Source organism: Bradyrhizobium sp. P2_E8, from assembly GCF_056403875.1.
Genome location: NZ_JBFUES010001843.1, coordinates 1 through 634, shown reverse-complemented (window position 1 = coordinate 634; position 634 = coordinate 1). Strand labels below are relative to the sequence as shown.

2 pseudogenes are annotated in these 634 nt (G+C 64.7%); both read right to left on the bottom strand.

The window, feature by feature from the left end:
• Positions 1-74, bottom strand: a pseudogene (locus AC1D00_RS44245) (LPS translocon maturation chaperone LptM); the annotation flags it as partial.
• A gap of 93 nt (positions 75-167) precedes the next feature.
• Positions 168-634: pseudogene (locus AC1D00_RS44240) on the bottom strand (argininosuccinate lyase); the annotation flags it as partial.

Here is a 634-nt window from a genome sequence, read left to right as displayed (position 1 = left end):
GCAAGCGCGAGCGCCGTCAGGCTCAAGACAATGATGGCCCACCCCGAGCCGGCCGGGCGAAACTTTGACGTCACGACGAAATCCCCACTACGCGGGCCGCACCATACAGAGATTGGCGCACTCTGGCGAGAGCCGGATGACCATGAAACATAAGCGAAATTTTGCCCTCAGCCCAATTTTCGCTCTTTTTCCAGCCGCTTCAGCCAAGCCTTGGCCTGGGAGGCCACGTTCTTCGGCGCAGTGCCGCCAAAGCTGGTCCGGCTCTTCACCGACGATTCGACCGAGAGCACGCCGAGCACGTCCTTGGTGATCCTGGGCTCGATCGCCTGCATCTCCTTCAGCGGCAGCTCGTGCAGCGCCACGCCGCCCTCGGCGGCCTTGGCCACGATGCGGCCGGTAACGTGGTGGGCCTCGCGGAACGGCATCTTCAGCGTCCGCACCAGCCAGTCGGCAAGATCGGTCGCGGTGGCATAGCCCTCGCCGGCAGCAAGCCTCATCTTCGCTTCATCGGGCACGAGGTCGCGGACCATGCCGGTCATGGCGCGGATCGCGAGCGACAGCGCGGCGAAGCCCTCCATCGCGCCCTGCTTGTCCTCCTGCATGTCCTTTTGATAGGCGAGCGGCAGGCCCTTCA